This is a genomic window from Vibrio sp. A1-b2 (assembly GCF_021726015.1).
Taxonomy (GTDB): Bacteria; Pseudomonadota; Gammaproteobacteria; order Enterobacterales; family Vibrionaceae; genus Vibrio; species Vibrio diazotrophicus.
The window spans coordinates 96,492-120,644 of sequence record NZ_JAKKCI010000001.1; the positions used below are offsets into that span (position 1 = coordinate 96,492).

Consider the following 24,153-nt stretch of genomic DNA (forward strand, 5'->3'; position numbering starts at 1 on the left):
GATTGACTCGAATTTTTAACTGATTTGAATGCCCTTTGACGAAGGCAAAGGGCAAAATGGATGACAGCAAATGGCTTACAGTACTTTTACTCAGAAAAAGAATAACCAACTTAAAGAACCAATGTTTCTTGGTCAGCCAGTTAACGTGGCTCGCTATGACCAACAAAAATACGACATTTTTGAAAAGTTGATCGAAAAGCAACTTTCGTTCTTCTGGCGTCCTGAAGAAGTTGACGTTTCAAGTGACCGTATTGATTACAACAAGTTACCTGATCATGAAAAGCATATTTTCATCTCGAACTTAAAGTATCAGACTCTTCTTGATTCAATCCAAGGGCGTAGTCCTAACGTTGCTCTACTTCCATTGGTTTCACTACCAGAATTGGAAACGTGGATTGAAACTTGGTCTTTCTCAGAAACAATTCACTCTCGTTCGTACACGCACATTATCCGTAACATCGTTAATGACCCTGCGGTTGTATTTGACGATATCGTAGAAAATGAACACATCATTAAACGTGCGAAAGACATCGCGCATTACTACGACAATCTGATCCAGTTAACCAACGATTATCACCGTTACGGCGAAGGTACACACACGGTTAATGGCGAAACAATCAAAGTAAGCCTGTCTGGACTTAAGAAGCAGCTATACCTGTGCTTGATGTCTGTAAACGCGCTAGAAGCGATTCGTTTCTACGTAAGTTTTGCGTGTTCATTCGCTTTCGCAGAACGTGAGCTGATGGAAGGTAACGCGAAAATCATCAAGCTTATCGCTCGTGACGAAGCGCTGCACCTTACTGGTACTCAGCACATGATCAATCTGCTTCGCAACGGCATGGACGATTTTGAGTTCTTACAAATTGCAGAAGAGTGCAAACAAGAGTGTTTTGACTTGTTTAAAGCTGCAGCAGAACAAGAAAAAGAGTGGTCTGAATATCTGTTCAAAGATGGATCTATGATTGGTCTAAACAAAGATATTCTTTCTCAATACGTTGAGTACATCACGAACATCCGTATGCAAGCTGTGGGTCTTGATGCGGCATACCCGAATGCAACCAGCAACCCTATTCCATGGATCAACGCTTGGTTATCATCTGATAACGTTCAAGTTGCTCCACAGGAAGCAGAAATCAGCTCATACCTCGTTGGTCAAATCGATAACGAAGTTGGCGCAGACGATTTCGAGGGCTTTGAGCTGTAATGGCAACGGTCAAAATCAACAAAATAATCACTATTGAATCTAACCCGTCAAACACATTGCTAGAAACAATGGAACAGGCTGGGTTAGAACCGGAATACAACTGCCGAGATGGCCATTGTGGAGCGTGTCGTTGCACGCTTCTCTCCGGCGAAGTCGAATATGTTGGTTTTGCAATGGCGTATACGCAAAGCAATGAAATTTTGCCTTGCATATGTAAAGCAAAAACGCCAGTTGAACTATCCGATGTGCATTACCAGCCGAAAGCGAAACGAGCATAATCCCGCGTTATTTGTTCGCACAAGCAGGATAAATTGAAGCCAGAGCTAAGCTCTGGCTTTATTCATTCCAAATAGAATTTCATCTGCCGTTCCCATAGAAACGGATTTATGACCGATTTCCCTACCGCCATCATCATACAAAGACAAGCGATAGCCAGGATAGCTTGAATTGTTATTGTCGACTGGCGCATGACGCCAAAGTGAAACAACATCATAATCCTCACCACTACCGGTAAGTGCTTCTCCTAACACTACTTTTTGGCTTGCAATTTCGTACCACACTAAGATTTTTGATTGTGAAAACATATCCAGCCTCCTGCCGAAGTCACAGCGACGAGCTTTCAGTTTACAAACAAAATTGAGAAATTTTGGACTCATTTGTGAGACGAATTTTTACCTCTCTTAAAATCATCGGTTTAGATCTTAGACAATTTACGCATATGAAAAGAGATAATGTCGATTTCGGTAATAAGCCAATTATTCATCAGCTTATTACCATTCATCGTACGGAAAATAAAACTAGCGGAATTCAAGGTGTGCAAATCAACCCAAAACACTACTTGGAAGATACATGTCTTTAACCGTCGTCACTGAACTGTACTTGGCGAGAATAGGTTTACCTTCCAAATAACGACGCAACATATCAGCGGCAATAGTACCGATGATTTGCTTCTGTTCTCCAGAAGCATAAGCGCGGTTGAACTTCACCGTTTGTCCCCACTCGCCTTGCGGAGCAGACAAAGAAACCGTGAAATGGTCTTCATTGAGCATGCCTGTTACAAGGGAAAGATCAGTGGCGCACTTTTCTTTCGTTGCTGCCGCCAAAGCAAAAGAAGCAGCCAACGGATCCTGATGCCCCAAACCTTCCTCAGCTTTATGGCTGAGAATCCAGCTATGCCCGCTAAGCTTCTCGATTTCGGCATTACTTAAAAGCCAATTGGATAGCCAACCTTTAGTTGATTGCTCAGCCAAAGCAAGCGACATCCCTTTCTCAGCCATAAGATGTCCGATATGTTCAAGCATCGGTTCATCAACACTCACAACATGTTGCTCTAAATGCGAGTAAATCATTTGTAGCAGCTTTACACGCGTATCTAAGTCATTGCGAGGCCCAAACAACTTCACTTCAATAAACGGCAAATAGGAGCGGTAACCGAGTACATAACCTTGAGGAAGGTGAAGTTTATCCAACTTGTCGGATATACCCGATTCCGTCGTGCCAAATGTATAGAGACGACTGCACTCCAAACCAACTTGCTGAGGATACTGCTTTTTCAGATCTGGCAATATCTGCTCATTGACCATGAGCTTAAATTCTTTTGGTACACCCGGAGTGAAGTAGAACCAGCAGTCATTGATTTGAACCTTAAAGCCGCAAGCTGTGCCTATTGGGTTATCGAGAATGATCGCTTTCTCAGGCAACATGGCTTGTTTAATGTTACTTTCCGGCATTTTGATTTTACGCTGAGCAAAAAAGGTTTCTAGCTTCTCTAGCCATTCAGGAAACAGTTTGAGTTCTTGTTCAGCGGCCAATGCTGCGCATTCCGAACTTAGATCATCGGTCGTTGGTCCTAGGCCACCGTTCACTACCACTACATCTGCGTTGAAGCTCAGCATTAATAGCTCTTCGACTAGTGAAGTTTTTGCATCCCCTACCGTTGAGCGTTTGTTTAACGCAAAACCATTTTGGAAAAACTCTCGCGATAACCAAGCAGCATTGGTATCAACGATGTCTCCATGCAACACTTCCTCACCAGTGCTTAACATTGCAACTTTGAGCATATTCTTACCTTTAATATATTTACCTAACCTATACTCGGTTATATGACATTCACTATATCCTCTGGAATGTGTTATTTCTCCAGAAGTTTTCCGTTTATGTGCAATTTGATGTTTCCATGCTCAAGAGTTTAATGGATAATTGTGACAGCGATCATTAAAAACAGTGCCTTGGAGCCTTTTGTGCTAAAGAAAACTATCACAGCCCTCACGTTATCAATGTCAGCTTGTGCAAATGCAAGTACCTACTTTGACAAACAACCTCTCGAACTTGACTACTCAGGATACTGTGCGGATTCTTTTTGTACTTTTAATTCTCCACTTTCTTATCAAGCACCTTCTCCGTTTTCAATGAGCCTTTCTGAGCAACAGGACTTGCAAATTGATGCCCCACACCCTAGATACCTGACGGTATCTAACGAAAAAGATGCAGAATACTTAAGACAACAAACCTATACCATTCTGGGTTTGAGTGTTGCAACCGTTGCACTTATGACACTTCTTCCCGAATCCGTCACTAAATGGGATGCAGAAGATCGCGACCTTAGCGGCTTAGGCAAAAAATGGAAAGACAATGTCTCATCTGGTCCAGTATGGGACAGAGATGAACACTACCTAAACTACATCATGCACCCCTATTTTGGCGGCGTGTACTACACTGCAGCGCGTCATGCTGGTTACAACGAATTTCAGTCTTTCTTGTATTCGTTCACTATGTCCGCATTCTTCTGGGAATACGGCGTAGAAGCGTTTGCAGAAGTACCGTCCTATCAAGACCTTTTCATCACGCCATTCTTTGGTGCGGTCGTGGGTGAGATCATGTTCGAGACAGAGCAAGAAATCGTCGCCAATGGCGGTGAAGTTCTAGGTTCTGAAACCGTGGGTGATATTAGCTTGTTCTTCCTGAACCCTGTTGGTCATATTCACGGCTGGGTGAGCAATGCTTGGGGTGGTTCAGCAGAACTTCAGCTGCAAACGGACCCTTGGTATGGTAATAACGATGCTGCGAACTTTGCGCTAAGTTCAGGCGTACCTTACGACGACCAGTTCTACTCTTTGAACTTCAAAGTGACGTTCTAATTTCAGTTTTTGACATTTAAAAGCGCTGTGTTGGCGCTTTTAAATGCTCTCTCCCAACTCAATTCGGTAGCCAAGATCAATGCACTCTTGGTATTCCTTTTCGCCATTGAGTCGATTCATAATCTCTCTTGCCGCAATCAGGCCGATTTTTTCACGTGGAGTCACCACTGTGGCTAACCTTGGTGTCATAGCCTGACTAATATCGTGCCCATGGAAACCTGCGATAGAAATTTGGTTAGGAACAGAGATGTTGCGCCTTACACACTCATAAAACGCACCAATCGCTAAGTCATCGTTGGTACAAAATATGCCGTCAACCTTGGGGTGTTTTTCAATTGCATCACCCAATAACTTTGCACCCAAAGTAAACGATGAGGCAGCTTCCGTTTGCAGAGCCAAAGGTTCTAAACCAGCGTCATTCATCGCCTGATTAAAACCAGACATTTTTTGACGGGTACGTTCATCCATTCGTGCGGCTAAATAGACAATCTGTTTGCATCCTTTTGCCAACATTGCTTTTGTCATATCTTTCGCGGCTGCAAAGTTGTCAAAACCCACCGCTTGTTCAATTCTCGGGGAGATAGAATCCATAATTTCTACCACCGGAATAGACGCGGTTTGCAGCATTTTTTTTACTCGTTCTGTGTGAACATTTTCAGAAAGGATAATAGCGTCCACGTTATAGGAGAGTAATGAAGCCACACTCTGCTCTTCCAGCTCAGAGCTATAACCATAGTGCGCAAGCATAGTTTGGTAGCCAGCAGGCCCAGTCACTTGCTCAATACCTCGAATAACTTCTGCAAAGACTTGGTTAGTTAAAGACGGAACAAGAACGCCAATCGCATGGCTTTTCGCATTCGACAAAATATCAGGAGCACGATTGGGGATATAGCCCAGCTCCTCGACAGCTGCGAGCACTTTCTCTTGTACCGCAGGAGATACAGAATTGGGATCACGTAGACAGCGACTGACTGTCATTTTGGTCACTCCGACTAAATTCGCTACATCCTGAAGCGTCGGGCGTTTTTTCTTACTAACCATAAATAAATATTCTCTTTGTTACTGGTAACATTGTACTCAAGAGCTCAATAGAGAAATAGGTTTAATCGCACTTATTTATTTGACTCTGTTATCAAAAAAGCGCCCAGATAAAAGGCGCTTATTGATTAACGTTTAGTTTCTAGTCGAGTTTCACTTTCCCAAAGCAAATGAAACTTATCCGTAGATGGCTCATCCACCCGCGCATAAGTATGCGCACCAAAGTAATCTCGCTGCGCTTGCAGCAAATTCGCCGGAGATAGTGAGCTCGACAAAGCATCGTAGTAATTCAATGCCGAAGTCATTGCTGGCATAGCAACACCGGATAATATTGCCTGAGCACTGCAGGATCTCCAGCCTAATACACGCTTGGAAAGCTGCTCAATGAAATCTTCGGCAAATAACAGATGTTCAAGTTCAGAATTCTGCTCATATACAGCGGAAATGTTTTGCAAGAATGCCGCACGTATAATGCAGCCAGAACGCCATATTTTCGCAATGTCTGAGAAATTGAGCTGCCAGCCCTCAAGCTCTGATTTACTCTTGAGTAAGTCAAAACCTTGGGCATAAGTGACTAATTTCGCACAATACAAACCATCCTCTAGTGCTTTCAGGGCTTGTGTCTTGTCTTCCAAGCAAGTTTGCTTCACTGAAGGCAATATGGAAGAGGCTTTTACTCGACGCCCTTTATTAGCGCTTAATGCTCGAGCAAATACAGCCTGAGCGATCGTTGTCGCAGGGCTTCCCATCTGCAACGCATTGACCGCTGTCCAAAGCCCAGTACCTTTTTGCTCCGCGACATCCAGAATCATATCCACCAACGAGTTGCCCGTTCTTGGATCGTGTTGCTTGAGTATGTCTGCACTGATTTCCATCAGATAGCTGTTAAGTGCACCTTGATTCCAAACCGTAAACACTTCACCGATTTCGGTGGCAGACATCTGCAAAACTTGGCGCATGTACTGATACGCTTCACAGATAATTTGCATATCGGCATATTCAATGCCGTTGTGCACCATCTTCACGTAATGCCCTGCCCCAGCCGGACCTAAATATGCAGCACATGCCTCGCCTGACTGATGAGAATCGATGGATAAACCGTTCGAATCGACCTTAGCGGCAATTGCAGTCCACATAGGTTCAACGTGCTTCCATGCAACAGGATCACCACTGGCCATTAAAGATGGGCCGTGTCGGGCACCTTGCTCACCACCAGAAACAGCAGTACTGAAGAATCGCAGACGACCAGCAAACACCTCTTCTCTACGTTCAGAGTCGGTCCACAAACTGTTGCCAGTATCAATAACAATGTCTTGCGCTTCCAAGCCATTTTGCAACAGTTGCTCGATGACTTGATCAACGATTTCTCCAGCAGGAACCGATAAGGCAATCACTCTTGGTGTTGCCAAGCAAGAGAGCAAGTTCTTTAGGTTCTGCGCTATTTTGAACTGCCCTTTATTCGGATTTAAGGAGAGTTCTTGAGCTTCCTTATCCGCTCGTAAACAGTGACTTTGGCTTAGGTCAAAGCCCACCACTGAAAACCCGTGGTCAACCAGATTAAGCGCAAGACTCTTACCCATTACGCCTAATCCAACCATAGCAATCTGATAATTCAAGCGCTTTCTCCTTTGTTACGAAGCCCTTGAAGTGCCTGCTCTAACACCTCTTCCATAGATGAGGAAACATCAACAAAAATGGCTTCGTCAGCTTCTGGTTCAATCAAAGTATCAAACTGACTTTTCAACATCTTCTCACCATGGAAATAGTGATTTGCGCGCTGTGACAAACGAGCCCAAATCGTGTCGTAGTCACCTTGCAAATAGACAATAGCTAAGTCCTGATTGTTGTTGCGTAAAATGTCTCTGTATTCGGGTTTCAAAGCAGAACAAGCGATCACCGCAGACTCATGCTCTAAAAACAGGCTATTCAAACGTTGCAGCCAACCAATACGGTCTTCATCAGTAAGAGGAATCCCTTGTCTCATCTTTTCTACACTCTGTTCAGAGTGGTAGTCATCACCATCAAAGAATTTCAGGTTCAATGCTTTTGCGATAGCGCTGCCAACCGAGCTCTTACCGCAACCTGAAACGCCCATAACCAATATTTTCTTTGGGTCCATTGAACACACTTCCCTAGACTACTCTCACCGTAGCCGCCTTACTAAATTCAATAAAATGGGTTGCTTTTATTTCCACCACATAGCGAGCTGCGGAAAAGCAATGACCAAACCCAGAACAAAAATTTGCATAAAGATAAATGGAATCAGTGACTGGAATATCTCACCTAAGCTGATTTCTTTTGGCGCTACCGATTTAAGGTAGAATGCCGCCGGACCAAATGGTGGTGATAAGAAAGAAACCTGCATGTTCAGACAGAACACGACACCAAACCAAATCGGGTCAAATCCTAGATTCGTGATAATAGGTACGAAAATTGGCATGGTTAGCAGTGCAACACCCACCCAGTCCAAGAACATACCTAGTACGAGTAGAATCACCATCATAATGAACAGTGTTGCGAATGCGCTGCCGCCAGAAAGCGTAAGAATGGTTTCTTCAACGAAGTCGATACCGCCCATCAGGTTGTAAATCCCAACCAACGCACTCGCACCGATACCAATCCAGATGATCATCCCGCAGGTGCGCATTGTCGCCATCGCACTCTCTTGCAGCATCTTCCAGCTCATTTCTTTACGGATTACCGCGCTGATCATGATACCAACAACACCAAGAGCTGAAGCTTCAGTTACAGAAGCGACACCGGTATAAATACTGCCGAGAACCACTGCCACTGATAACAATGGGAAGAAAAGTGCTTTGAAGTAACTTGGCTTATTTTCGTCTTCTAAATCTTCATCACTAAAATCAGGTGCCAGAGAAGGATTGATATAACAACGAATCAATACATAAGCGATATAACAAGCCGCTAGAATAAATGCAGGGATAAATGCCGCTTTAAACAGATCACCAATGGATACACTTGCGGTCATGCCATAGATGATAAGAACGATACTTGGCGGAAGCATAGTACCTAGCGCGCCACCCGCACACGTTGTACCAATAGCAAGCTTACGGTCATAGCCCAAGCGAAGCATTTGTGGCAGTGCCAAAATACCTAGCAGAACAGTTTCACCACCGATAACACCAGACATTGATGCCAGTAAGACCGCTACCAATAGCGTTTGAACTGCAACACCACCGCGAACTTTACGCCCCACAGACTTCATTGCGTCGAACAGATCTTTCGCGATACCCGAGCGATCCAGCATGGCTGCCATTAATACAAACATCGGAATAGCTAAGAAAATGTAGTCCGATGCAAAGCTGTACATGCGGCTGGTGACCAAAGGAATCGCGTCAACACCAAACCAGCCTAAAGTAAATACGATAGCGACAAAACAGGTAACAAACGCAAGCTGCATACCAGTCAGCAATAAGCCGATCATCATGACCAGCATCAGCAAGCTGCCCCATTCAATACCAATAGAAGATAAATCAAACATCGTGTTTATTCCTTAAGGCTTGAATCTCTTGAATCATATGCAGGACAAACTGCACTACCAAAATGATCAAAGTGATAAAAATAACCGCTTTAAGCAGCGCAGGATAAGGCGGGTTGAAAGCTGAACCAGATGTTTCTAAACGCATCTCTCCCCATGGTGCAAACCATGCGCTTTCTACCGTGATATATGAGGCATAAGCCATCATTAGTGCGAACGCCAAACCGACAATGTGGTGAACCATATTGAGATAGTGTTTAGCGCGCTTTGAAACATTGTCGTAGATAAGAACCACTCGAACGTGCTTGTTCGAGGCCATTGCATACACACCACCGAACACAAACAAACACCCGCCGATAAAGGCTGCGGTTTCATGCACCCACGTCGTTGGAGCGTCAAAAACGTAGCGCATAACAACTTCGTAGAAAGAAATCGCAACAGTCAAAAGAAACAGCAAGCTAAGGGTGTTTCCGATACGTATGATTGCTCGGTCTAATGCATTCTTTGGCTGGTCATCAAGGTGTGATGTAGCCTGTAGCTTATTCTCGCTCATAACGAACTCTTTTAGTGAAATGAGAGAGGGCCTAAACACCCTCTCTAAATAAAGGAAGTACTTCGATTACAGTAGGTCGTTCTTCTCTAGGAACGTAGTCACTGATTCGTAAACCTTTTGTGCATTTGGTGAACGCTCAGCAAATACTTTCCATTGTTCACGAGCGATAGAACGGAACTTCTTGCGCTCTTCATCTGACCAGTTGTGAATCGTGATGTTTGGATTCGCGTTCGCTTCTTTTACTGCCGCTTGGTCAGCAATTTTTAACTGTGTCGTAATGTCGTAAGAGAAATCACGTACAGATGTCTTGAGGATTTGTTGCAAATCTTCAGGCATCTTGTCCCATTTCTTCTGACTAATAGAGATATCGATCAACGGTAGAGAGTGGAAACCAGGTTGAACTGGGTGAGCCGCTACATCGTTCATACCCGCTTTTTGGTTTGTAGAGAATACTGTGTAGTCCGCAGCATCAATAACGCCTTTGCTTAGACCAGTGAATACTTCTGAACCCGGTAGGTTAACTGGCGTTGCACCTGCTGCTGCAAAAACTTGTTGAACCAGACCTTCTGGAGCACGTAGTTTCAGACCTTTCAGATCAGCAACGCTATCAAGCGGCTTTTTAGAAACGAGAGATTCAACACCCGTAGTCGATGCACCAACGAACTTAACGCCGTAAGGTTTGTAAAGCTCAGTTAGAAGCTCGTTACCACCGCCGTAGTTCATGTATTGAAGAAGTTGAGTCGTGTCAGACCAAGCGCCAACCATGTTACCTAATAGGCCGAATGCTGGATCTTGACCAGAGAAGAACTCAGTAGCAGTTACGTGGCCATCAAGAATACCCATTTTGATTGAGCTTAGAGTTTCTGTATGTTTTACCACTGCACCAACAGGTAACAAGTCAATGTCGATACGTCCACCAGACATTTTTTCAACGTTATCAGCCCATACTTGCTGAATTTGGAAATTGCGGTCACCCGATGGATCTGAAGACTGAATTTTCAGTTTGAAATCAGCCGCCATCGCTGACATGGACACTAGGCCCGTCACAGCAGTAGCGATAAGCGTTCTCGTCATAGCTTTCATTTGTCTATCCTTATTTGCTTCACGTAAATACCGGATTATATTTTTATGTTACCGGTAACCTTGAGCCTTAATGTTACCGGTAACTGTTACTAAAAGTCTATGCGGATGATCACAGGATTTAAACATTAATTAACAAACTTCTTATTTTTATAAGGAAGCCATTAACAGGTTTGGCGGGTATTGCCCTGAACAAATGTGCAGAGGGTTAAATAAATGAAATTATTAGAATATCGCGACATCAAAAAATTGACCTTGGTCAAGTCTCGAACACATATAACGCCTAAACTCAAATAGAAAAGTGATTTTGTAATGATGTTCGGAGGCCGTATATGACTTGTACCTTTATTGTAAGTTTCGTAGGAAAAGCAACACCCTCAACAATCAAATCTTTGGCCGCTGCGACAAATGAAAAAAGTGGTAAGTGGCTTATTAGCAAAGTGAATTTTATTGAAGACCAAGTTGCTGCTGTTATCAAAATTGAAATACCAGAAGAAAATGCAGATGTCGTCAAAGAAGCATTTTATGCCACACCTGATCTGCTGGTAAAAATTGTCGATGTTGCTGAACACGTACAACTCGAAGATAAAATATACCAACTTCGTATTGATTCTAACGACCGCTACGGCGTAGTTAACGAGATCACCCATGTTCTTGATGAACAAGAAGTGCAGATTCTGGATATGGATTGTCAGCGCGTGTTTATCGCTGGCGGCGGTGGCGTAAGCTCTAGCTTATTTACTGCAAACTTAGCTGTGCGTTTACCTGTTGAACGTCAATTGAATGATGTGGTCAGCGAGCTGGAATCTTTAAGCGAAGATACTCGTGTTATCGTTGAGTCATAAACTTATTTGAATCATAAGATCAGCTGACTTATAAAACTGATCTGCATAAAAAAACCACCCTTTCTCTTTTAAGAAATGGGTGGTTTTTTATTGCTCGATAAGTCTTATTTAACAGACCATTGAGAAAGCGAACGTTTGAAGTCTTGGTAGCCAAACTCGTTCAATTTTTGAATGTCGCCATTACTGCGCTCGCAGTAAACAGAAGGCATCTTCAAGCCATTGAACCAGTTCAGTTTCACCATGGTGTAACCCGCACTGTCCAAGATATGAAGCTTCTGACCAATTTGTAGTGGCTGATCAAACTTAGCGATACAGAATTGATCACCAGCCAAACATGAACATGAACCAATCACGTATTCATGCTCGCCAGATTCAATTGCTTCCAGTACTGAAGCAGGCTCATTGTAGATAAGTGTATCTAGACGGTGTGCTTCGGTCGCAGAGTCAACAATCGCTGTCTTCATGCCGTTTTCGACGATATCAACAACCGTTACCACAAGGTCAGTGGTCTTAGTGATTACCGCTTCGCCTGGCTCTAGGTATAGTTGCACACCGTGTTTTTCAGAAAATGCTTTAAGCGCTAGACCCAGTTTTTCTACATCGTAACCTGGCCATGTAAAGAATACGCCGCCGCCCATGCTCACCCAATCCAGTTTGTTTAGGTATTCACCAAAACGCTCTGAAATAGAATCCAGCAAGCCGATGAAGGCATCCACATCTTTGTTTTCACAGTTCATGTGGAACATAACACCATTAATCGTATCGAATACCGATCCGTCAACGTGGTCTGCCTGAACACCAAGGCGAGAGAATTTACGTGCTGGGTTAGCAAGGTCTTGACCTGCGTAGCTGACACCTGGGTTAAGGCGCAAACCGATTGACGCTTTGCCTTCCACAAGGTGACGGTATGCAGAAAGTTGAGACTGTGAGTTGAAGATCATCTTGTCACAGATGTCTGCTACTTCTTTAACGTCATCTTCGCTGTAACCTACGCTGTATGCGTGAGTTTCACCGCCAAAAGTTTCATAGCCAAGTTTCACTTCAAATGGGCCAGAACTGGTTGTTCCATCTAGGTAAGGCTTAATAATGTCGAAAACGCCCCAAGTTGAGAAACACTTCAGCGCCAATACCAATTTTACACCTGAAATTTCTTTCAGACGTTTTGCAATTTCCAAATTGGCGATCAGTTTTGACTCATCAATCATAAAGTAAGGAGTTTTCAATTCACTCTTTTGCATCTTGTTTATTTCCTGCGTATTGCCTTAGCAACACTTCATCAATCGCAAAATGGAAAAAACAGCCATCACCTGAGTGACGGCTGTCTTCAACTATTAACTATCCATCTACCCTCTCATAAGAGGTGGATTATTTAAGGATATGAATCTCTGGCTGAGCTGGTTGAAGTTCAAGAACTTCCCAGTTCAAACCAATAGATGGCATAGTTTCTAGGAACGGATCCGGATTAAGCTGTTCCATGTTGAACACGCCTGAATCAGCCCATTCACCACGGAAGAATTGCAATGCAGCAGTAATTGCTGGAACACCAGTAGTGTAAGCAATTGCTTGATGCTCTACATCTTTGTAAGCCACTTCGTGGTCTGCATTGTTGTAGATAAATACACTGCGTTGCTCACCATTCTTCTTACCTTGAACCCAAGTACCGATACAGGTTAAACCAGTGTAACCCGGAGCCAAAGAGGTCGGGTCTGGTAGCATGGCTTTCAGAACTTGCAGAGGTTGCACAACCGTACCGTCTTGTAGAGTTAACGGTTCAGGGCTTAGCAAACCAATGTCACGCATGCAGTTGAAGTAGTTCAAGTAGCGGTCGCCGAAGCCCATCCAGAATTCAATGCGTTTTGCAGGAATGAATTCTTTTAGAGAACGAACTTCATCGTGTGCCATTGAGTACACTTTGAACGGACCACATTTTGGAAAATCGAATTCCAGCATACGAGTATGACAAGGAACGGTTTTCCACTCACCCTCTTCCCAATAGAAAGAATCACCTTGGATTTCAAGCATGTTCGTTTCTGGGTCAAAGTTGGTTGCGAACTTCTTACCGTGATCACCCGCGTTGATGTCCATAACGTCGATAGTGTCGATTTCATCGAACAGATGCTTCGCCGCATAGGCAGCAAACACACTAACAACACCCGGATCGAAACCAGCGCCAAGAATACCTGTGATGCCTGCTTGTTTGAACTTTTCGCGGAAAGCCCATTGCGGATCATAAGCTTCTGGTACTTGCTGACCTTCAGAGCAAAGGTCAACAGCCACCGATGTATCTAAGTAAGATACTTTTGCCTGATAACACGCTTCCATAATTGGAACATTGACCCAAGGAGGGCCAGCGTTAATCACTAAATCAGGCTTCACTTCTTCAATCAACGCAACTAATGACTCAATGTCATCTGCGTTAACTGCACGAGCTTCTAGCTTCTTAGTAGAATCTTTTAAGTTATTTTTACCCTTAATCGATTCAATGATCTTCTCACACTTCCCGATAGAACGAGAAGCAATGGTAATATCACCCAGCACGTCGTTGTTTTGAGCTGCTTTATGCGCGACAACCCAACCAACACCGCCCGCACCAATCTGTAGAATTGACATTTATCCGTTACCTTTATTTCGCTAGCTCTGACGCTAGAGTTTCAATTTTAGCCAGTAGAGATTCGAAGTCCGAAATCTTCAAGCATGGGTTCAAGATTGTGAATTTCAAGGCAGTTTTGCCATCCACAATGGTTTCGCCTAGTACTGCGATACCACGTACCAGCGCTTCCATTCGAACTGCTTTGTTAAGCTCATCGAAATCTGTCGCTTGGCTGTCAACCGCGCGGAATAACACGGTAGACAAAGATGGTTCAGCCAAAAGCTCGAAGGCTTTATGCTGACGAACCAAATCAGCCACTTGTAGAGTTTGGTCTAACAAATGGTCGTACATTGCGCCTAGTTGTTTAGGACCGACGTTTTGCATCGTCATAAACACTTTCAAGGCATCAAAGCGTTTTGTCGTAGAGATAGACTTATCAACCAAGTTTGGCAGAGTGTCATGCTCACGGTTCAAGTAGTCTGCATGGTGAAGCAGGTACTTGAAATTGTTTTTATCGTTTAGAAGTAGCGCACCACAGCTGATTGTTTGGAAGAACAATTTGTGGAAGTCTACGCTTACTGACTGTGCACGTTCTACGCCTTTCAAACGGCCTTTGTGGCTGCTTAGAATCAACGCACCGCCGTATGCACCGTCTACGTGCATCCATAGGTCGTGTTTCTCTGCAACATCAGCAATCGTCGCTAAATCATCGATAGCACCGTGGTCAGTAGTACCCGCAGTACCTACAACTGCAAATGGAATCAAACCTTCAGCTTTAGCTTGTTCAACCGCAGCTTCTAGTTTTGTTACATCCATAGTGCCGTTTGGAAGCGCGTCTACAGCAAGAATCGCTTTCTCACCAAGACCCATCCAAGATGCTGATTTTTGTACTGTGAAGTGTGACTTCTTAGAACAAATAATACGTAGTTTGTCTGCGTAATCAGGTAGACCTAGCTTCTGAATAGAGTGACCGCTTAGTTTGTCCGCAATCCAGTCACGAGCCAACATTAGACCCATCTGGTTACTTTGCGTACCACCGCTCGTTACGATACCGTCAGCTTTAGCGCCTAGCTCGTACTTCTCACACATCCAATCAACCACTTTCTGCTCAACGAATGTCGCTGCAGAAGATTGATCCCATGAATCCATTGATTGGTTTAGAGAACCAATAATCGTTTCTGCCACAACAGATGGCATCAATGGTGGTGTATGTAAGTGAGCAATACAGTCAGGGTGTTGAACCATAATTGAGTTCTTAACCACTAGCTCTGCAGTGTCTGAAATCACTTCTTTTAGTGACGCGTTCTTGTTATCAAGATCAACCGCATAAATGGCTTCTTCCAACGCTTTTGGATTCATACCAGAATATGGCGCGTTCACTTCTTCAAATACCGCTTTCATTGCAGCAGTTGTGTGGTTCATTACACGTGCAAATTCTGCGCTGCCCATTGAACCTGTGTGGATGAAGTGCTTCTTCCACTCTTGGTTGCTTGGCTCTGGGTCTTTATGACCGCCACCAGCAGCAAGAATTGCTTCTTCTAGCGTACGTAGTGCGAAGTCGATTTGCTCGAAAGAGATAATCAATGGCGGAAGGAAACGAATAACCGAACCGTCACGACCACCTTTCTCTACCATCAAACCACGCTCAAGAGCCGCACGTTGAATAGCCAGTGTTAATTGCGGTGCAGATTTTGGCTCACCGAACTTGTTTAGCTCGCCGCTTGGATCTTGAATTTCAAGACCTAGCATCAAACCTTTACCACGTACTTCTGCAACGCAGTTTACGCGGCTTTGAATTTTCTCTAACCCCATACGTAGATATTGGCCCGCAATGTTTGCGTGTTCTACGAGGTTATCACGAGTGATGATTTCTAGTGCTTTAGCACCTGACACCATAGCTAGCTGGTTACCACGGAAAGTACCGGTGTGCTCACCTGGTTTCCATGTATCAAACTTTTTGTTGATAACCAGAATCGCCATTGGTAGACCGCCACCAATCGCTTTAGATAGACATAGTACGTCTGGAATAATTCCCGCTTCTTCAAACGCGAAGTTGTAGCCAGATTTACCTACACCACATTGGATCTCATCAAAGATCAATAGAATACCGTGCTCATCACAGATACGACGTAGTTCACGTAGGAAATGTGCAGGAGCTGGGATAACACCGCCTTCACCTTGAACTGGCTCAACGATAATCGCAGCAGGTTTCATGATGCCAGCTTCGTCGTCGTTCAGAAGACGTTCAATGTAACGAATGCTCGCTTTCGCGCCTTCTTCGCCACCTAGGCCAAACGGACAACGTAGGCTGTATGGGAAAGGCATAAAGTGAACATCTGACATCAAACCAGTACGACGAGCTTTCGTGTTCAGGTTACCCATCATACCCATAGTACCGTTAGTCATACCATGGTACGCACCACGGAACGCAAACATGGTATTACGACCAGTTGTCTGTTTAGCGAGCTTAATCGCCGCTTCAACAGCGTCTGCACCAGATGGACCACAGAACTGAATAACACAGTCGTCACCAAGTTCAGAAGGGAGAAAACCTTTTACTGCTTTAATAAAGTCAGTTTTAGATTTTGTTGGAATATCAAGTGTTTGATATGGCAAACCAGAATCAAGCTGTTGCTTAAGCGCTTGGTTAATCTCTGGATGGTTGTAACCTAAAGCCAGAGTACCCGCACCCGCCAAACAATCTAGGAAGATTTGGCCACGTGTATCTTCTACTAAACAGCCATAAGCTTGTTTAATAGCGATAGGTAGACGACGTGGGTAAGAACGAACTTCTGATTCATGCGCAGCTTGGTCAAGCAACACTTCATCCGGAGTCAGATCATACAATCCGTCTAGTACTGGAATTTGGTTAGACATAATGGTTGCGATAGTGTTATCGACTTCAAAGGCTGTACTCATCTTCATCACCTTGAAAAATAATAATTTCCGTTCATTTCCCACACGTCAATAAAAGAGAGAAATGACAAATAGCAAAAAATTCCGAATGCATTAAGCAAATACGGAATACGGGTCATCAGATTGATGACGATTAACTAAATCAGAGGTTCAAGGTTCTGTAATGCTGCTGTCTTGATAAACAGGGCATTCTGGAAGTACAAAGCTGATTCGTGGTTGTAGTTTAAATGAAATCAATGTTGGGTATCCCATTCACATGCTGTTCCCACAGCAAGAGTATCCCGTCTATCAGTAAAAGGACTTACTGATACCTACCCTACGTAATGTCACAATCAGCCTGAATGGTCATTACGCGTATCCCCCAGAAACTCTGTCTGAGATTGGGGCGGAAATTAACATAAAACAGTGGCTTTTTGCAATATGAAATCATGTGAAAATAATGCTCTTTATTACAAATCAAACACATAATATTGAGCAAATAATTGGTACTGAATTCGAGATAAAGAAAAGCCCCTGCTTGGCAAGGGCTTGGGGTAAATGCTTTCACAAAATTTATACTGTTTCTGTATTCACTTTTACAAGGCTATTTAATATATCTGCTGCTTCCATACCTGCAATATCAGCATATATGTCCTCAATGATAATTGTTTGAGACTCACTAGCTCCATGCTCCACTGTCAACACGACATCTTCGTTATCAACGGAACTGATAGTCACTTTGCCTAAAAGGTCGCTGATGTCCGTCGTTTCTGTGTCATCATCTAATATTGAGGTTAGATCAACCTTATCGACCCCAAACTCAAAGTTTTTGATGATATCAGTACTATTATCTAGAGCAGAATCAAGCCAAGTGAAGATATTAGAACGATCATCTCCTTCAAGCGTATCGTCACCAGTATCTGCATAAACGATATTGACCCCGTTTTCGACATCTAAAGTTACCTCGTAAGTAACTACGTTATCATCCTCATCTACAGGCATCGCCCCTTCAGAATCAACTACCGTGTACTCAAATGTAGGGTCATTAACAACCGCTTCTTCACCTGATATATAAGTAACAACATAATTAGAGCCAGAATTACCACCATTCGTATGTTCAGAAGGATAAAACTCTATTCGAACAATAGGGTTATCATCTGAAACAGAATAGACCCCTTCGGAGCTTTGACTTAATGAACCATTTCCGTAATTGTATGGCTCTGAAGAGGTACCATCAAGGTAGGTATATACTACGGTGGCCATATGATTGCTATTTAAGCCATCGATTCCGAAATCTACTGAGTAAAGAGGATTATCACTTAAATCAAAAATAAGGGTTTCGCCGCTACCAATACCATTACCACTATCTACACCGAAACCAATACCTTGGTTATTTTCTGAATTCCCGGGATTCGTTTCTAAAGTTACCTGACCTTTATTATCACCATGCGTACTAGTCGCAGATACTGTAACAACGGCGCCATTAACAAGTTTAAAAGAATAAACCCCAGCCCCCGCTTCTTCTACGTTATCAATACTCATTGTAAAGTCTGAAGGGTCATCAGCTTTGTAATAAATAGAATTAGGGTCGTATGCTGTCGCATCAACAGCACCATATAAGTTAGAGTCTTCTATTCTTGTGTAGCTATCACCATCTTTAACATACAAACTGCCGTATTCAGGTAGCGCTGTTAAATAAATAGACAACGTTTGGTTAGAGTATAAATCTTGGTTTGCGTCATGCTGTGAATCTGACTCAGGCTCATAGCCAGCTCTATAGGTAGGATTTTGCGAGAAGAAATCAACATCCTCGTCCGAAATATGGTCTCCCTCAGTGTTTACACCAGTTTCAAATACCACCTGAATATAATCGCTTTCACTACCAACACTTACAGTGAAGTCTTCACCTTTCGGAGCCTCGTTCACATTGCGTTCGTATAAATTAACCGTTGCATAAACGGGTTCACCATAAGTCTCGCTACCTTCTTCACCAAATACATCTCTAACAGATACAGTAATTTGGTGGTCATTATCTGCATCTTCGTAATTGGCATACAGCTCAGCAGCTAAGGCCGTAAGACTAATTTCACCTGTTTCGGGGTTAATCTCATATAAATCAAAAGCTTGATTATCTACTGTGACGGAAATATTTTCGGTGATAGCGTAGATCAAGTTTTCATTATCAACATCGGAAGCCTGAACTTTACCAATTACGTCATCTTTATCGCTATTTTCGTCGTAGTAAAAACTATATGTCGCAATAGTAGGATCTTCTCCTTCAACAGCTTCAGCTTCGTCGAAAGAGTTGCCTGGATTATATCCATCCTCAGAAGTTGCGTCGGTATAAATTGTCCCCTCAAAGACCGGAGCATCATTAGTACCATTAATTTTCACATCAACTTTGTGAGTTGCTCCATCATCTGATGTAACTTCAAAAGATAAGGTTAATGAGTCACCAGTGTTCATGCTGTTAAAAGCATCACTTGCCTCAAACTTCCAACCACTTTCTGTATAAGTCAACGTACCGAAATCTTCCGGATTATCAAAGCCATCTGGCAAACTGAAATCACCAACTTGATTAACACTCGTAGGCGCATATGCACCGAGAACAAACTCAGGAATATCACCGGCTTCAGGCACTTGAACTGCTATATCTACCATTACTGGTGAATCTGTTTCATTAACTTCTTCTAAAACATATGAACCGCTAACTTGATTCGACTCTTCAAGATAGACAGTGGCAATTGCACTTCCACCGTTGATATCAGTCACTGTCACTTCTATGGTATGTGAGTTATCAGCTAAACCACCTTCACCTGATTCATCTTCAAAATCATTAGTGAATGCCTGAGCTCCTTCGTTGGTAAGGTAGATGTTGCCATTGCTATCGATACCATACGCATCGTAGTCAACACCATCTATAGTTACCGTAACATTGTTTGTGATTTCATAGGTCAATGTTGCGTCATCACTATCGACATCAGTAGCGGCGACTTGCCCGACGACAGCGCCAGTAGGTGAATTTTCCTGATAAGTGAAATAGTAGCTATAGTTTGTATCTCCACCTTCTTCAGAATCATCAACAAAGTAATTGTCATCTTCTGCGTCTTCAGAAGTGTATTCACTTTCAGTAAAAACCGGCAGGATATTAGGAACATCTTCTACAGCAAACGGAGTTGTCGCAATTGTTGGCGGCTCATCTTGCACCAAATCTTCATTCAAACTTTCTGTCTGACTAAGACTACTTCTGGCAAAACCTTCTGTACTAAAAGCAGTTGCAGCAATTAGGCTTGCCAGTTGCATGATAACCGTACCACTAGTGCCCAGAGCAGAACCATTAGTTCCACCAGCCGCAGTTGCCTGATCCGGATTCAATGTTGGGTCTACACCATCCTCTAATTGAGCAATGATGTTCGCAATCTCTGCATCAAAATCGAGATTAAGTGGGGTTTGACCTTCATCACCCAAAACTTCTTGAGCAGTGACTTGAGGATTAGCACCATCTCCAACGGTAACAACAACCTCACCGGGAGCAGGCTGAGCACCAGCGATAAGTTCTCGAATTTGACCTTGCCTATCAATGACCAAAGTTATGTTAGCTAACATAAACTGGCTGAGTGTACGTGCATTCATGAGCCTATTCCCTATGTGCGTATCGATAACACGTATGAGCACCCTCTATACATTTTGCTTCTTCTCAGGTGTTCACACGCCACTGCGTGAGCGGTTTTTCATGCTTTAACATTAGTAATGGCTAATTGCACATTCAACTCATTTAGTAGAGTGAAGAACCAAACATCAACTAAGGTTTCAATATATAAGGAAAATTATCATTGGTACTTTCTTGAACTAAACTCACAAAATCCTATTTTATAAACTAAGCTTGCTTAAACTAAGGCATGACCTTTGGACGCTCGCCACCTACAAAATGAAGTATCTCAATGGTCGAGTAAGAGATAATTCCATACTTAAGGAGCTTCATAGTGAAACGGAACCTTTCATTCTTAACAGGATGTTTGATACTGGCTTCCGCCTCTGCTCACGCACAAACACTCGAGCAAGCAGTGGCAATCGCTTTTTCAAATAATCCTGATATCAAGGCTAGCTACAATCAATACGTCAGTACAGTGAATGACAGCAAGGCGTCAGGAGGAAAGTACCTGCCAACTATCGACTTAGATGCAGGTATTGGGTACGAAGGTATTCGTCCGGCATCAACAAGTGGACGTGAAGATACCGACCTCACCAGAAAAGAAGCAAGCATCATCCTTAATCAATTGTTATGGGATGGTAATGGTACGCTTAACGATATGGATAGAACGGCCGCTGAAGCTGAATCCACGAGATTACAACTGTTAGATGATGCATCGAACTTGGCGCTACAGGTAACCGACGTTTATCTAAACGCAGTGAAAGCGACAGAAATTCTCGCCCTTTCGGAAAGTAACCTAGCGGTTCACATAGACATTTATCGCGACATTAAAAAGCGAGTCGACTCAGGTGTAGGCTCAACGGCAGATTTAACTCAAGTAGAAGCTCGTATTGCCAAAGCTCAAGGCAACCTGCTTGCGGCTCAAAACAACCTTTTTGATACTCATACCCAGTTTCGCCGCTTAGTAGGACAAGAGCCACTAGGGTTAATTTACCCTCGCGCCGATGAATCTAAGATTCCTTTGTCCCTCTCAGATGCGTTAGTCGAGGCATTTGATAAACACCCTGTGATCAAAATTGCCAAAACAGATGTAGATGCTGCTCGATTCCAATACAAGCAATCTAAAGCTCCTTACTACCCCACCTTTTCCATCGAAGCTCGTCAAACATGGCGAGACGATGCAGGTGGTTATGAAGGTGATGCGGATGAAACCGTGGCGATGCTGCGGATGAGATATAACCTTTATAACGGCGGCAGCGATAGCGACCGTAGTGAAAGTTCAGCTTATCAACTGAATAAAGCAAAAGACTTACGAGATAGCGCTTATCGTCAAATAGAAGAGAGCTTACGGTTGTCTTGGAGTGCGTTGGATTTAACACTCCAGCAGAAAAACTTCCTTGCTGACCATGTAGACTCTGCGGCACAAACGGTTATTGCGTACGAAAAACAATACGGCATTGGCCAACGAACCTTACTAGACTTATTGAACACCGAAAATGAGCTGTTTGAAGCTCGCAAAGAATACCTCGATGCTCACTATTCTGAACAGTACGCCAAGTATCGTGTGATGAACGCGACTGGCGTATTAATAGACGCGCTTTTGGTTGATGTTCCCGAAGAGTGGACCAAGGAAGTGGAGTATTAATTATGAAGAAGAACATTCTATCACTAGCAATACTCGCTGGTCTTACCCTATCGATGTCAGTTTATAGTGCTGAAGAGTACGAATACATGGCAACACCTACGGCCAACCAAATTGCCGATCTACAAGATGATGACCAAGATGGTGTAGTCAATGGTCGCGACATTTGTCCTGGAACACCTTCGGGTTCTGAAGTGGATAATGATGGTTGTGGGGAAGTAAGACGCGCACAAGACCAACGTCAACTGCGTATTTTGTTTGCTAATGACTCCTATGAGATTAACCCCGTCTTCGCCAGCCAGATTCAAACCATGGCGGATTTTTTGAAGATATACAAATCTGCATCCATTGAAATCCAAGGCTACACCAGCAAAGTGGGTACAGATGAATACAATTTGGAGCTATCGAAAAAACGGGCAGAAGCCGTTGAGCAAAAACTTCTTTCCTATGATATCAGCCCTAACCGAGTCAGAATTGTTGGGTATGGTGAAAGTCGTTTAGAGGATGAAGGCGATGATCCTGCGGCGCATGCAGTAAACCGAAAAGTCACTGCAACTGTGGTCGGTCTAAAGGAAAAAGTTGTCGAAGAATGGACCATATTCTCAACACTCCAAAAGCGCTAGGATAATCAACATACTGGTCGCTTAATATTTAGATGTATTCAGATACAAACAGAAAAGCCCCTCAGACTGAGTCGAGGGGCTTTCTATTTTCAGCATAAATCGATAGCTATACTTCTTCGATTATGCTGATTTTTTCTTTGGCAATGAAACACTCAACAAGAAGTAACCGACGACCGCTGCCAAGGTTGAACCCATCAAGATACCAAGACGAGCATAAGTATCGAAATTCACGAAGTCAGCGCCAAACGCCAGCGATGAAATGAAGATCGACATAGTAAAACCGATACCACACAGCACAGACACGGCGAAAATATGTCTCATACCCACGCCTTCTGGTAATTTTGCAATACCAAGTTTTACCGCAACCCAGCTGAAGCTAAAGATACCTAACGGTTTACCAATAAACAGACCTAACGCTACACCTAGCGGCAGAGCTTGAGCCAGACCACTCAGGGAAACACCTTCAAGAGAAATACCTGCGTTAGCGAATGCGAACAGAGGTAAAATACCGAAAGCTACGTAGGAATGAAGACCATGTTCTAAGTGCTTAAGCGGTGAATGCTCTTTATCTTTTCCTTTCAGTGGAATAGAGAAACCAATCACGACACCTGCTAATGTTGCGTGAACACCGGACTTCAATACCGCTACCCAAAGAATGAAACCAACGATCAAGTAAGCGCTAATCTTGGTCACATGCTTAGCATTCATAAAAAACAGTACTGCCGTCATTAGGAAGCCAACGGCCAACGCCATCGTAGATAAGTCACCGCTGTAAAACAGTGCAATAATCACGACAACACCCAAGTCATCAATAATTGCCAAAGCAAGCAAGAACACTTTCAAACTGATTGGAACACGACTACCCAGTAACGCCATGATACCCAGAGCAAATGCGATATCCGTTGCGGCAGGAATAGCCCAACCTTGAATCGCCGTTTCGTTTGAAATGTTAAACATGACATAAATAAGTGCAGGGGCAAGCATACCACCTACGGCAGCGATTGCCGGGAAAATGGCAGTTTCACGCGATTTCAGAGCCCCCTCAAGCAACTCGCGTTTTACCTCAAGACCGATCAACAGGAAGAAAATAGCCATCAAGCCATCGTTGATCCAGTGTGAAACAGACATCCCCAAAATGTATGTGTGAAGACCCGCTTGGTAGAACTCATTAAGCGGAGAATTGGCAATTACCATAGCCACAGCTGCTGCAATTACCAGAATTATGCCACCAGCAGACTCCATTTTTAAAAAGTCGCGAATGATATCAGTCATTTATCGTCCTTATAATTTCGTTATGTCGATACATGAATCAGAACAGATACACAGGAGTTTAGTACTTTAGAACATTCTTGAACAATCGCTTGTAATGACTCAACACATCGGATTTTCCGAAAC

The 24,153-nt window shown here is 43.4% G+C and carries 19 protein-coding genes; 6 read left to right on the forward strand and 13 right to left on the reverse strand.

Annotated features, from left to right (window positions below; translation table 11 throughout):
• Positions 1–70 precede the first annotated feature (70 nt).
• Together nrdB and yfaE are read left to right on the forward strand one after the other, a co-directional pair.
• Positions 71–1,204 carry a class Ia ribonucleoside-diphosphate reductase subunit beta gene (nrdB, locus tag L3V23_RS00420; protein WP_042487730.1) on the forward strand — a complete coding sequence of 378 codons (1,134 nt, stop codon included), beginning with the start codon at positions 71–73 and terminating at the stop codon, positions 1,202–1,204.
• Positions 1,204–1,482, forward strand: a complete 279-nt coding sequence (gene yfaE / locus L3V23_RS00425) for a class I ribonucleotide reductase maintenance protein YfaE (RefSeq protein WP_102953075.1) — start codon at positions 1,204–1,206, stop codon at positions 1,480–1,482. The genes nrdB and yfaE overlap by 1 nt, the downstream gene beginning before the upstream one ends.
• Positions 1,483–1,527: 45 nt before the next feature.
• Here the strand turns inward: yfaE and L3V23_RS00430 are convergent, their stop codons facing one another.
• Together L3V23_RS00430 and L3V23_RS00435 are read right to left on the reverse strand one after the other, a co-directional pair.
• Complete coding sequence (locus L3V23_RS00430) at positions 1,528–1,788, reverse strand: 30S ribosomal protein S6 modification protein (RefSeq protein WP_102953074.1); 261 nt, start codon at positions 1,786–1,788, stop codon at positions 1,528–1,530.
• 237 nt (positions 1,789–2,025) lie between these two features.
• Positions 2,026–3,264: a CinA family nicotinamide mononucleotide deamidase-related protein gene (locus tag L3V23_RS00435; protein WP_102965924.1), complete on the reverse strand. Its 1,239-nt coding sequence runs from the start codon at positions 3,262–3,264 to the stop codon at positions 2,026–2,028.
• A gap of 180 nt (positions 3,265–3,444) precedes the next feature.
• On the opposite strand from L3V23_RS00435, the gene L3V23_RS00440 reads away from it, so the two are divergent.
• Positions 3,445–4,341: a DUF3943 domain-containing protein gene (locus L3V23_RS00440; protein ID WP_102966067.1), complete on the forward strand. Its 897-nt coding sequence runs from the start codon at positions 3,445–3,447 to the stop codon at positions 4,339–4,341.
• A 39-nt stretch (positions 4,342–4,380) separates the two neighbouring features.
• Here L3V23_RS00440 and gntR read toward each other — a convergent pair whose 3' ends face one another.
• The 6 genes from gntR to L3V23_RS00470 form a co-directional block, all read right to left on the reverse strand.
• Positions 4,381–5,382, reverse strand: a complete 1,002-nt coding sequence (gene gntR, locus L3V23_RS00445) for a gluconate operon transcriptional repressor GntR (protein WP_102965925.1) — start codon at positions 5,380–5,382, stop codon at positions 4,381–4,383.
• Positions 5,383–5,507: 125 nt separating this feature from the next.
• The gene (gene gndA, locus L3V23_RS00450) at positions 5,508–6,977 is read right to left on the reverse strand and encodes an NADP-dependent phosphogluconate dehydrogenase (RefSeq protein WP_102966068.1); all 1,470 of its coding nucleotides are present in this window, start codon (positions 6,975–6,977) and stop codon (positions 5,508–5,510) included.
• A 14-nt stretch (positions 6,978–6,991) separates the two neighbouring features.
• Positions 6,992–7,498 (reverse strand): gluconokinase, encoded by a 507-nt coding sequence (locus L3V23_RS00455; protein WP_102965926.1) that lies wholly within the window; start codon positions 7,496–7,498, stop codon positions 6,992–6,994.
• 66 nt (positions 7,499–7,564) lie between these two features.
• Positions 7,565–8,881: a TRAP transporter large permease subunit gene (locus L3V23_RS00460; RefSeq protein WP_102965927.1), complete on the reverse strand. Its 1,317-nt coding sequence runs from the start codon at positions 8,879–8,881 to the stop codon at positions 7,565–7,567.
• The gene (locus L3V23_RS00465; RefSeq protein ID WP_042487747.1) at positions 8,874–9,431 is read right to left on the reverse strand and encodes a TRAP transporter small permease subunit; all 558 of its coding nucleotides are present in this window, start codon (positions 9,429–9,431) and stop codon (positions 8,874–8,876) included. The genes L3V23_RS00460 and L3V23_RS00465 overlap by 8 nt, the downstream gene beginning before the upstream one ends.
• Before the next feature lie 66 nt (positions 9,432–9,497).
• Positions 9,498–10,514, reverse strand: a complete 1,017-nt coding sequence (locus L3V23_RS00470) for a TRAP transporter substrate-binding protein (RefSeq protein ID WP_102953070.1) — start codon at positions 10,512–10,514, stop codon at positions 9,498–9,500.
• Between the two features lie 329 nt (positions 10,515–10,843).
• On the opposite strand from L3V23_RS00470, the gene L3V23_RS00475 reads away from it, so the two are divergent.
• Entirely contained in the window at positions 10,844–11,356 is a 513-nt protein-coding gene (locus tag L3V23_RS00475) for an ACT domain-containing protein (RefSeq protein ID WP_042487752.1), read from the forward strand.
• A gap of 104 nt (positions 11,357–11,460) precedes the next feature.
• Here L3V23_RS00475 and nspC read toward each other — a convergent pair whose 3' ends face one another.
• The 4 genes from nspC to L3V23_RS00495 form a co-directional block, all read right to left on the reverse strand.
• On the reverse strand, positions 11,461–12,594 hold the full coding sequence (gene nspC / locus L3V23_RS00480; protein WP_102965929.1) for a carboxynorspermidine decarboxylase: 1,134 nt from the start codon (positions 12,592–12,594) through the stop codon (positions 11,461–11,463).
• A gap of 127 nt (positions 12,595–12,721) precedes the next feature.
• Positions 12,722–13,966 (reverse strand): carboxynorspermidine synthase, encoded by a 1,245-nt coding sequence (locus L3V23_RS00485; protein WP_102963360.1) that lies wholly within the window; start codon positions 13,964–13,966, stop codon positions 12,722–12,724.
• Between the two features lie 13 nt (positions 13,967–13,979).
• Positions 13,980–16,865, reverse strand: coding sequence for a pyridoxal phosphate-dependent class III aminotransferase (locus tag L3V23_RS00490; protein ID WP_102965930.1), 2,886 nt, complete (start codon positions 16,863–16,865; stop codon positions 13,980–13,982).
• Positions 16,866–17,414: 549 nt separating this feature from the next.
• A complete protein-coding gene (locus L3V23_RS00495) occupies positions 17,415–20,474 on the reverse strand; it encodes a VCBS domain-containing protein (RefSeq protein WP_102965931.1) in 3,060 nt (1,019 codons plus the stop codon).
• A 350-nt stretch (positions 20,475–20,824) separates the two neighbouring features.
• Between L3V23_RS00495 and L3V23_RS00500 the strand changes: the two genes are divergently transcribed.
• Together L3V23_RS00500 and L3V23_RS00505 are read left to right on the forward strand one after the other, a co-directional pair.
• Positions 20,825–22,138: a TolC family outer membrane protein gene (locus tag L3V23_RS00500; RefSeq protein ID WP_042487766.1), complete on the forward strand. Its 1,314-nt coding sequence runs from the start codon at positions 20,825–20,827 to the stop codon at positions 22,136–22,138.
• 2 nt (positions 22,139–22,140) lie between these two features.
• Entirely contained in the window at positions 22,141–22,758 is a 618-nt protein-coding gene (locus L3V23_RS00505) for an OmpA family protein (protein ID WP_042487768.1), read from the forward strand.
• A 120-nt stretch (positions 22,759–22,878) separates the two neighbouring features.
• On the opposite strand, the gene nhaA is transcribed toward L3V23_RS00505, so the two are convergent.
• Positions 22,879–24,030 carry a Na+/H+ antiporter NhaA gene (nhaA, locus tag L3V23_RS00510; RefSeq protein WP_042487769.1) on the reverse strand — a complete coding sequence of 384 codons (1,152 nt, stop codon included), beginning with the start codon at positions 24,028–24,030 and terminating at the stop codon, positions 22,879–22,881.
• Positions 24,031–24,153: the final 123 nt, after the last annotated feature.